The sequence below is a fragment of the Streptosporangium sp. NPDC050855 genome (assembly GCF_044456585.1).
Classification (GTDB): domain Bacteria; phylum Actinomycetota; class Actinomycetes; order Streptosporangiales; family Streptosporangiaceae; genus Streptosporangium; species Streptosporangium longisporum.
In genome coordinates, this window is sequence record NZ_JBITFY010000047.1 from 1 (window position 1) to 11,679 (window position 11,679).

The 11,679-nt window shown below is 72.9% G+C and carries 2 protein-coding genes; both read left to right on the forward strand.

Annotated features, from left to right (window positions below):
• Positions 1-15: 15 nt before the first annotated feature.
• Positions 16-7,551, forward strand: a complete 7,536-nt coding sequence (locus ACIBCT_RS40190; RefSeq protein ID WP_399197308.1) for an SDR family NAD(P)-dependent oxidoreductase — start codon at positions 16-18, stop codon at positions 7,549-7,551.
• 19 nt (positions 7,552-7,570) lie between these two features.
• Positions 7,571-11,679: type I polyketide synthase (locus tag ACIBCT_RS40195; RefSeq protein ID WP_399197309.1), on the forward strand; the 4,109-nt coding region annotated here is incomplete at its 3' end.

Genomic DNA, 11,679 nt, shown 5'->3' on the forward strand with positions numbered 1-11,679 from the left:
GCCCAACGCGCCGAGGTGTTGATCGGGGGGTGGGGGGAGCGGTTGTCGATCGCCGCGCACAACGGCCCCGAGGTGACGGTCGTGTCGGGAGAGCCGGAGGCGTTGCAGGAGTTGCTGGCTCGCTGTGATGGCGAGGGGATCAGGGCGCGGCGGCTGCCGGTGGACTACGCCTCACACTCCCCCCAGGTGGAACGGGTACGCGAGGAGATCATCGAGTCGTTGTCGTCGATCACCCCGCTGGTTCCGGAGATCCCGTTCCTGTCCACGGTGACCGGTGACCGGGTCGAGGGCCGGGAGCTGGACGCGCGGTACTGGTATCACAACCTGCGCCGGCCGGTACGCCTGGCCGAGGCCACCGCCGCGCTGGTCGAGCACGGGTACCGGGCCTTCGCCGAGATGAGCCCGCACCCGGTGCTGACGGTCGGCATCGAGCAGACCCTTGAGGCGGCCGGGGTCGAGGGGGTCGCGGTGGGCACGCTGCGCCGTGACGAGGGCGGCATGGAGCGGGTCCTGTTGTCGCTGGGCGAGGCGTACGTGCACGGTGTGGAGGTCGACTGGAGTCCGGCCTTCGGTGACGCGCCGCCGTATCTGGACGTGCCGACCTACCCCTTCCAACGCCAACGCTACTGGCTCGACGCCCCGCCCCCCGCCTCCGACGCCCGCGGCCTGGGCCTGGTGCCCGAGACCCACCCCTTCCTCGGCGCGGTCCTGGACGGCGCCGACGGCGACACGCTGGTGTGGACCGGCACGGTGTCGCTGGAGAGCCACCCCTGGCTGGCCGGTCATGCCGTACGGGACACCGTCCTCATGCCCGGCGCGGCATTCGCCGAGCTGGCCCTGCACGCCTGTGACCGGACCGGGCACGGCCAGGTGGAGGAGCTCACCCTGGAGTCCCCGCTCGTCCTGCCCGAACACGGTGGCGTACGCCTCCAGGTCGTCGCCGGTGCCGACGACGGGTCGGGCAGGCGGCCGGTGCACGTCCACTCGCGGCGCGAGGACTCCGACTCCTGGATCCGACACGCCGCCGGGCTCCTCGGCCCGGCCCCGGACGATCCGGTGACCGGCCGGGAGCAGTGGCCCCCGCCGGGGGCCGAGCCGATGGAGGTCGGCGACCGCTACGACCGGCTGGCCGAGCAGGGGTACGACTACGGGCCCGCGTTCCAGGGCCTGCGCGCCGCCTGGCGTCGCGGCGACGAGATCTACGCCGAGGTGACCCTGCCGCCGGGCAACGAGGACGACGCCGCCCGGTTCGGCATCCACCCGGCGCTGCTGGACGCCACGCTGCACGCCCGCGAGATGCGGGCGGGCGAGGGACACGTCCTGCTGCCGTTCGCCTGGAGCGGCATCCGGCTGTACGGGCGCACCGCGTCCACCCTCCGGGTACGGCTGACGCCCACCGGCGCGGACGCCTTCCGCCTGGAGGCGGCCGACGAGGACGGGCGGCCGGTCGTCGAGGTGTCCTCCCTCACGGTCCGCTCCGTCCCGGAACGCCGGCTCACCGGACGCTCCGCCTCCTCGCTGTTCACGGTGACGTGGAAGCCCGCACCGGGCGACCGGCCGATCCCGGTGACCGCGATCCACCCGGACCTCACCTCCGTCACCGAGCCCGTACCGGAGACGGTGCTCGTCGAGGCCCCGCCGCGCGACGCGACCCGATGGGCGCTGGAGACGGTACGGACCTGGCTGGCCGACGAGCGCTTCGCCTCCGCCCGGCTCGTGGTGCTGACGCGCGGCGCGGTCGTCACGGGCACGCCCGGCGAGACGACCGACCTGGAGCACGCGCCCGTGTGGGGGCTGCTGCGTTCGGCCCAGTCCGAGCACCCCGACCGGTTCGTCCTGGTGGACCTCGCCGGTGAGGACCCGCCCGCCCTGCTTCCGGACGAGCCGCAGCTGGCGATCCGCGACGGGAAGGCGCTCGTCCCCCGGCTGGCCAGGGCCGAGCAGCCCGTCCCCGACGGTCCGCTGGACCTCGACGGCACCGTACTGATCACCGGGGGGACCGGGACCCTCGGCGGGCGGATCGCCCGCCACCTCGTCGACCGGCACGACGCCCGCCGTCTGCTCCTCGTCAGCCGTCGCGGTCCCGACGCCCCCGGCGCGGCTGACCTCGTCGCGGAGCTGTGCGCGCTGGGCGCCGACGTCACCGTGGCCGCCTGCGACATCTCCGACCGCGCCGCGCTCGCCACCCTCCTGGAGCGGGTCACGGACCTGAAGGCGGTCGTGCACACCGCCGCCGTCCTCGACGACGCCCTGGTCGACGCTCTCGACGCCGGACGCCTGGACGCGGTCATGCGGCCGAAGGCCCACGCCGCCCTGAACCTGCACGAGCTCACCCGCGGGCACGACCTGTCGGCGTTCGTCCTGTTCTCCTCGCTGTCCGGCACCCTGGGGGCACCCGGCCAGGCGAGCTACGCCGCCGCCAACGCCTACGTCGACGCCCTCGCCCGGCACCGCCACGACCTCGGGCTGCCGGCCACGTCGCTGGTCTGGGGGGCATGGGCGCAGCGCAGCGCCCTCACCGGCGACCTCCGGGAGAGCGAGGTCACCTGGTGGGCCGAGAACGGCGTCACCGCGATGCCGACGCCGGAGGCCCTGGAACTGTTCGACGCCGCCCTCGCCACGGGCACACCGGTGATCGTCCCCGCGCGGCTGGACACCTCGGCGCGCCGCCGACCGGCCGGAGCGACGGTCACGCCGCTGCTGCGCGACCTCGTGCGCGCTCCCGTACGGCATGCCGCCCCTACGGCCCCCGCGATCGACGACCTCACCGAACGCGAACTCCTCGACCTGGTACGCGCGCAGGTGGCCGACGTCCTGGGCCACTCCGGCACGGACGGGATCAGGACCGACACCACGTTCAAGTCCCTCGGATTCGACTCGCTGCTCGCGGTACGGATGCGCAACCGGCTGAACCAGGTGACCGGGCTGAGGCTTCCGGCCACCGTGGTGTTCGACCATCCGACCCCCGAGGCGCTGGCCGCGTACCTGCGGAAGGGCAAGCCCGAACGCCCCCGCCCGGCCCGTCCGGCTCCGGCCGGTGAGCCCGTCGCGATCGTGGGGATGGCGTGCCGCTTCCCCGGTGGGGTCCGCTCCCCGGAGGACCTGTGGGACCTCGTCCTCGCGGGACGGGACGCGATCGGGGACTTCCCCGCCGACCGCGGCTGGCCCGCCGTCTACCATCCCGACCCCGACCACCGGGGCACCAGCTACGCCCGCTCCGGCGGCTTCCTTCACGACGCCGGTGATTTCGACGCGGAGTTCTTCGGGATCTCTCCGCGTGAGGCGCTGGCGATGGACCCGCAGCAGCGGTTGCTGCTGGAGACCTCCTGGGAGGCGATCGAACGGGCCGGCATCGACCCGTCCTCGCTGCGCGGCAGCGACACCGGCGTCTTCGCGGGCGTGATGTACCACGACTACGTCACCGACCCCCGCGGTCTTCCGCCGGAGCTCGAAGGTCATCTCCTGTCCGGGAACGTCGGCAGCATCGCCACCGGGCGGGTCGCCTACACCTTCGGCCTGGAAGGACCGGCGATCACGGTCGACACGGCCTGCTCCACCTCGCTCGTCGCCCTGCACCTCGCCTCCACCGCGCTGCGCCAGGGAGAGTGCTCGCTGGCCCTGGTCGGCGGGGTCACCGTGATGCCCACGCCGACCCCGTTCATCGAGTTCAGCCGCCAGCGTGGCCTGGCCCCCGACGGCCGGTGCAAGCCGTTCTCCGCCACGGCCGACGGCACGGGCTGGTCGGAGGGCGCGGGCGTGCTCGTGGTGGAGCGGTTGTCGGACGCGTTGCGTAACGGTCATCGGGTGCTGGCGGTGGTGCGGGGCAGCGCGGTGAACCAGGACGGTGCGTCGAACGGGTTGACCGCTCCGAACGGCCTGGCGCAGGAGCGGGTGGTGCGGTCGGCACTGGCCGGTGCGGGTCTGGAGCCGTCGGACGTGGACGCGGTGGAGGCCCACGGTACGGGGACGACGCTGGGTGACCCGATCGAGGCGCAGGCGTTGTCGGCGGCGTACGGCCAGGGGCGGGATCGGCCGTTGTGGCTGGGGTCGGTGAAGTCGAACATCGGTCATACCCAGGCGGCTGCCGGTGTGGCGGGTGTGATCAAGATGGTGATGGCGATGCGTGAGGGCGTGCTGCCGCGGACCCTGCACGTGGACGAGCCGTCGCCGCACGTGGACTGGTCGGCGGGTCCCCTGGAACTGCTGACCGAGGCGCGGAACTGGCCCGACGAGGGTCGGCCCAGGCGGGCGGGGGTCTCCTCCTTCGGCGCCAGCGGCACGAATGCGCATGTGATCGTGGAGCAGGGTCCGGTTGAGCCGGTGGTGAGTACCGGTGGTGATGGCTCTGGTTCGGTGCCGTTGGTGGTGTCGGGTCGGTCGGTGGAGGCGTTGGCCGATCAGGTGGCGTTGGTGGGTGGGCGTTCGTGGCCTGCGGGGGTTGTGGCGGGTGTGGGTCGGGTGTTGGTGTCGGGTCGGGCGCGGTTCGATCATCGTGCGGTGGTGGTGGGGGATCGTCAGGTGCGGGGCCGGGTGCTGGCGGGTGCGGACGCCGGGGTGGTGTTCGTTTTTCCCGGTCAGGGTGCGCAGTGGGCAGGGATGGGTGCGCAACTGCTGCAGTCCTCGCCGGTGTTCGCACAGAGCATCGCGGAGTGTGCTGGGGCGTTGGAGCCGTATGTCGACTTCTCCCTCGAAGAAGTGTTGCGGGGGGAGGTGTCGTTGGAGCGGGTGGAGGTGGTGCAGCCCGCGTTGTGGGCGGTGATGGTGGGCCTGGCGCAGGTGTGGGAGTCGTTCGGGGTGCGGCCTGCGGCGGTGGTGGGGCATTCACAAGGGGAGATCGCGGCGGCCTGTGTGGCCGGGGCACTCTCGTTGGAGGACGGTGCGCGGGTGGTGGCGTTGCGCAGCCGCGCGCTGGGGGCGCTGGCCGGCCAGGGCGGCATGGTGTCGCTGGGAGTGTCCGCCCAACGCGCCGAGGTGTTGATCGGGGGGTGGGGGGAGCGGTTGTCGATCGCCGCGCACAACGGCCCCGAGGTGACGGTCGTGTCGGGAGAGCCCGAGGCGCTGCAGGAACTCCTGGCGTATTGCGACGCGCGGGAGATCAGGGCGCGGCGGATCGCGGTGGATTACGCCTCGCATTCTCCGCAGGTGGAGCGGCTCAGATCACGTCTGCTGGGGGAGTTGGCGGGCATCGTGCCGCGGTCGTCTCGGGTGCCGTTCGCATCGACGTTGCACGGGCGGGTGTTCGATACCGCCGGGTTGAATGCTGCGTATTGGGTGGACAACCTGCGTCATGCGGTGCGGTTCGAGCAGGCCGTGTCGTTGCTGGCGGGCCGGGGGCATCGGGTCTTTGCGGAGATGAGTGCGCATCCGGTGTTGACGATCGGGATCGAGCAGAGTCTTCAGGCGGCCGGGGTCGAGGGGGTCGCGGTGGGCACGCTGCGCCGTGACGAGGGCGGCATGGAGCGGGTCCTGTTGTCGCTGGGCGAGGCGCACGTGCACGGTGTCGAGGTCGACTGGAGTCCGGCCTTCGGTGACGCGCCGCCGTATCTGGACGTGCCGACCTACCCCTTCCAACGCCAACGCTACTGGCTGCTGCCGTCCGATCGCGGTGAGGCCCCGGTCACGGACACCTGGGGATACGACATCGCCTGGCGGCCCGCGGCCTCGTCCCCCGCGACCGGCGCCCTGTCCGGTGACTGGCTGCTGGTCGTCCCCGGGGACCACGACCACGACCTCGTCGGGGCGGCCACGGAGGCGCTCGAACGGCACGGCGCCCGGCCCACGGTCCTCACCGTCGGCGGTACGGACGACCGCGACACGCTCACCCGGAGGCTGGCCGAGCATGCCGAACCGGCCGGTCTGCTCTCCCTGCTCGCCCTCGACGAACGCCCCCACCCCCGGCACCCGGCCGTCCCCGGCGGCGTGGCGGGGACGCTGACCCTGATCCAGGCGCTGGCCGGCACCGGATGGACCTCCCCGCTGTGGTCGGTCACCTCCGGCGCCGTCTCCACCGGCCCGGACGACCCGGTCCGGCGGCCCGTCCAGGCCGAGACCTGGGGCCTCGGGCGGGTGGCCGCACTGGAACACCCCCGGACCTGGGGCGGACTGGTGGACCTGCCCGGCGCACCGGACGCGACCGCCTGGGACGGGCTCTGCGGCGTACTGGCGGGACTCGACGAGGAGGACCAGGTCGCGATCCGCGACACGGGCATCCTGGTACGGCGCCTGGTCAGGGCACCGATCACCGCTCCCGCCGGGTTCCGGACCTCCGGCAGCGCGCTCATCACCGGTGGCACCGGCGCGCTGGCACCCCACATCGCCCGTTGGCTCGCGGGACGCGGCGCCGAGCACCTCGTCCTGGCCGGTCGCCGCGGGCCCGCCGCGGAAGGGGCGGCGAAGCTGGAGCGGGAGCTCGGTGAGCTGGGCGTCACCGTCGAGATCGTGAGCTGCGACGTCGCCGACCGCGCGGAGGTCGCCTCCCTCCTCGACCGGCTCCGCTCCCAGGGGCACGTCCTGCGCACGGTGGTACACGCCGCGAGCGCCGCGCGCCTGGCCTCGCTGGCCGAGACCACGGTCGCGGAGTTCGCCGAGGCGACGGCCGCCAAGGTGAACGGAGCCGTGCACCTGGACGAGCTGCTCGACCACGACGACCTGGACGCCTTCGTCCTGTTCTCCTCCATCGCGGGAGTCTGGGGCAGCGGTGACCACGGCGCGTACGCCGCGGCGAACGCCTTCCTCGACGCCTACGCCGCGTACGGCAGGAGCCGTCACGGGCACGCGCCGATCTCCGTCGCCTGGGGGGTCTGGGACAGCGACCGCCTTCCCGAGGAGGTCGACGAGGAACGCCTGCGCCGCCAGGGTCTGCCGTTCCTCGACCCCGGGACCGCCCTGGACAGGCTGGAGCGCGTCCTCGCCGAACGCCCGGCCTTCGCCGCCGTCGCCGACGTGGACTGGGAGGTCTTCACCTCGACCTTCACCTCGGCCCGCTCCCGGCCCCTGCTCGCCGAGCTCGTCGGCGTCCGGCGGACCGTGGAGGAGACCGGTGCCCCGGACGGGACGTTCGCCCGGCGCCTGGCCGCGATGCCGCCCGCCGAGCAGGAGCGGGAGCTGCTGCGCCTGGTGACCACCCACGTCTCCGAGGCGCTGGGGTACGCCTCGCCCCAGGCGATCGGCGTGGACCGGGCGTTCAAGGAACTCGGCTTCGAGTCCCTGACCGCGGTGGAGCTGCGCAACCGGCTCAACGCCGCGACCGGCCTGCGCCTGCCGGTGACGATGGTGTTCGAGCATCCGAACGCGGCGGCGCTGGCAGCGCACCTGCGGTCGCTGCTCCTGGGGGACGAGCCGTCGGTGCACGCCGAACTCGACAGGCTGGAGGCCGCGGTCGCGGCCCTGGGCGACGGTGAGCGCTCGCTCGTCGCCGAACGGTTGTCCGCGCTGCTGGCGAGGCTGAACGACGAGAACCGGGCTCCGGACGGGGACGGTGACGACCAGGACCTCACGTCGGCCACCGACGACGAGATCTTCGACCTCATCGACCGCGAACTCGGCGCGTAGGAACAGGGGAGGAGCCGCAGTGGCGGACGAAGACAGGCTGCGCGAATATCTCAAGCGCGTCACCGGTGAGCTGCGCAAGGCCAACCGGCGGCTGAAGGAGGTCGAGGACGGCCACCGGGAGCCGATCGCGATCGTCGCGATGGCGTGCCGCCTCCCCGGAGGCGTGCGCTCCCCCGAGGACCTGTGGGAGTTCGTCGCCGCGGGCCGCGAGGCGGCCGGTGACTTCCCCGCCGACCGGGGCTGGGACCTCGGGAACCTGTACGACCCCGACCCCGACGCGTCGGGGTCGTCCTACACGCGTACCGGGGGCTTCCTCGACGACGCCGACCGGTTCGACGCCGCGTTCTTCGGGATCTCGCCGCGTGAGGCGCTGGCGATGGACCCGCAGCAGCGGCTGCTGCTGGAGACCTCCTGGGAGGCGATCGAACGGGCCGGGGTCGCCCCGTCCTCGCTGCGCGGCAGCCGGACCGGCGTCTTCGTGGGCATCAACCACCACCAGTACGGCCCGCTGTTCCAGCAGGCGCCGGCGAACGTCGAAGGACACGTCGCGACCGGCGTCGTGCCCAGCATCGCCTCGGGACGGATCGCCTACACGCTCGGGCTCGAAGGCCCCGCCATCACCGTCGACACGGCCTGCTCGACCTCGCTGGTCACACTCCACCTGGCCTGCCAGGCCCTGCGCCAGTCGGACTGCTCCCTCGCCCTGGCCGGTGGCGTCACCGTACTGTCCACCCCGGGTTCGTTCGTGGAGCTCAGCCGCCAGCGCGTGCTCTCCCCCGACGGAAGGTGCAAGGCCTTCTCCGCCGACGCCGACGGCATGGGCATGGCCGAGGGCGTGGGCATCGTGGTGCTGGAACGGCTCTCCGACGCCCGGCGCAACGGCCACCGGGTGCTGGCGGTCGTCCGGGGTTCCGCGCTCAACCAGGACGGCGCGTCCAACGGCCTCACCGCGCCCAACGGCGTCGCCCAGCAGCAGGTCGTACGGCTGGCGCTCGCGAACGCCGGGCTGACCGCCGCGGACATCGACATGGTCGAGACCCACGGCACCGGTACGCCGCTCGGCGATCCGGTGGAGGCCCGCGCGCTCATGGCGACCTACGGCGCTGAGCGTCCCGCCGGCCGGCCGCTCTGGCTCGGCACGCTCAAATCCCATACCGGTCACACCCTGGCCGCCTCCGGTGTCGCCGGGGTCATCAAGACGGTCATGGCCATGCGGCGCGGCATCCTCCCCCGTACGCTCCACGCCGAGAACCCCACCCCTCACGTGGAGTGGGCCGGCGGGGGGATAGCGCTGCCCACCTCGTCGATGCCGTGGCCCGAGACCGGGGCGCCGCGCCGCGCGGGCGTCTCCTCCTTCGGCTTCAGCGGGACGAACGCCCACGTGATCCTGGAGCAGGAACCGGTGACCGAGGTACCGGTCGAGCGTGGGGACGTGCCGGTGGTGCCGTGGGTGGTGTCGGCGCGTTCTCCGGGAGCGCTGGACAGGCTGGTGGAACGGCTGCCGGAACTGGTGGACGCCGATCCGGTGGACGTGGGCTGGTCGCTGGCCAGGGGCCGTTCGGTGTTCGAGCACCGTGCGGTGGTGCTGGGACGGGACCGTACGGAACTGGCGGAGCGCCTGGACGCCCTGACCGCCGGGCGTGGGACGGCCGGGGTGCTGACCGGGACGGCCGAGCCGGACGGGTCGGGGTTCCTGTTCACCGGCCAGGGTTCGCAGCGGGTGGGGATGGGGCGGGAGTTGTACGGGTCCTTCCCGGTGTTCGCCCGTGCTTTCGACGAGACCACGTCCCTGCTGGATGGGCACCTGCACGTTCCTTCGGTGCGGGAGGTGGTGTTCGCCTCCGAGGACGGGGTGCTTGATCGGACGGTGTTCGCTCAGGCCGGGTTGTTCGCGCTCGAGGTGGCCTTGTTCCGGTTGCTGGAGTCGTGGGGTGTGCGGCCGGATGTCGTGGTGGGGCATTCGGTGGGTGAGCTGGCGGCGGCTCATGTGGCCGGGGTGATGTCGCTGGAGGATGCGTGCGCGCTGGTGGCGGCACGGGGTCGGTTGATGCAGGAACTCCCTGCCGGTGGGGTGATGATCGCGCTTCAGGCCACCGAGCAGGAGGTGTCGGAGCTTCTCACCGACGGCGTGTCGATCGCAGCGGTCAACGGCCCCCAGGCGGTGGTCGTCTCCGGTGATGAGGAACCCGTCACCGCCTTGGCGCACACGCTCACCTCCCGGGGACGTAAGAGCCGTCGTCTGCGCGTGAGCCATGCCTTTCATTCGGCCCGGATGGAGCCGATGCTGCGGGACTTCCACCGCATCGCCGAGGGTTTGACCTACCGGTCCCCCTCGATCCCGGTGATCTCCAACCTGACCGGTGAGCCGGTGACGGAGTTCTCGGCCGATTACTGGGCCGACCAGGTGCGGGGTGCGGTTCGTTTCGCCGACGCTTTGACGCATGCGGCCTCGCTGGGGATCGGCAGGTTCATCGAGCTGGGCCCGGACGGGGTGCTGTCGGCCATGGGTCAGGACAGCCTGGCCGAGACGTCGTTCTTCCCACTGCTGCGCGGGGACAGGCCCGAGCCCGAGACGGTGGTGAGCGCCGTCGCCGGTGCGTTCGTGGCCGGGACGCAGGTCGACTGGGCGGCCTACTTCGAGACCACGGGTGGTGACGGGGCACGTCCGGTGGACGTGCCGACGTACGCCTTCGATCGGCAGCGGTACTGGCTGGAGCCGACGGGGCAGACGGATCTGTCGGGTGCGGGGTTGTCGTCGGCGGGGCATCCGCTGCTGGGGGCGGTGGTGTCATTGGCCGAGGGGGACGGCCTGGTGCTGACCGGTCGCCTGTCCCGGGACGCCCAGCCGTGGATCGCGGACCACGTCGTGCTGGACACGGTGCTGCTGCCCGGCACCGCCTTCGTGGAACTGGCGTGTCAGGCCGGTGAGCGGGTCGGCTGCCGCCGGCTCGAGGAACTCACCCTGGGAGCACCACTTGTCCTGCCCGAGCACGGCGGACGCCGGATACAGGTGGTCGTGGGCGCGGCGGACGGCGCGGGCCTGCGTACCGTGGCGGTGCACTCGCGGCCGGAGGAGACGGACGAGGCGTGGGTCCGTCACGCCTCCGGCCTGCTCGCCCCGGGTTCCCCGGAGCCGCGCGCGACCATGGCCGCCTGGCCCCCGGCCGGTGCCGAACCGGTGGAGATCGACGGTTTCTACGAGCGGCTGGCCGAGCGGGGATACGCCTACGGCCCGGTCTTCCAGGGGTTGCGAGCCGTCTGGCGGCACGGGGACGACGTCTACGCCGAGGTCGCCCTCTCCGAGCCGTTCCGGGCCGAGGCCGAACGGTTCGGCGTGCACCCGGCACTCCTGGACGCCGCCCTGCACGCGGGCGGCGCGGCCGCACCGGAGCGGGCGGACGAGGTCCGGCTGCCGTTCTCCTGGGCGGGGGTGTCGCTGCGGTCCGCCGGGGTGAGCACCCTGCGCGTACGGCTGACGCCGTCAGGACCGGACTCACTGACCCTGGACCTCGCCGACGAGACCGGGGAGCCGGTGGCCTCGGTCGAGTCCCTCACCCTGCGGGCGGTCTCCGAACGGCAGCTCCGCGCGGCCGATTCTCCCGACTTCCTGTTCCGGGTGGAGTGGACGCCGGTGACGGGGGAGGGGGAGGGTGTCGCGGTGGTGAAGCGGATCGCGCGGGGCGGCGCCGATCCGCTGTCGTCGGTGCGGGAGGCCATCGGGGAGGCGCTGGAGGCGATCCAGGGGTGGCTGGCCGACGAGCGGTCGGCGTCGTCGCGCCTGACGGTGGTGACCAGCGGCGCGGTGTCGGTGGGCGACGGTGAGATCGCCGATCCGGTGGGCGCGGCGGTGTGGGGGCTGGTGCGTTCGGCCCAGGAGGAGCACCCCGGCCTGTTCACCCTGCTGGACCTCGAGGAGGGTGCGGAGCTCCCCGCGGTACTGCCGTCCGACGAACCGCAGCTCGCGGTACGCGGAGGAACCTTCCACGCGCCGAGACTGGCCCGGGTGAGCGCGGTCCCCGACGAGATCACCCTGGACCCGGATGGTGCGGTGTTGATCACTGGTGGTACGGGGGTGTTGGGGGGTTTGGTGGCGCGTCATGTGGTGGGGGTGTGGGGGGTTGGTCGGGT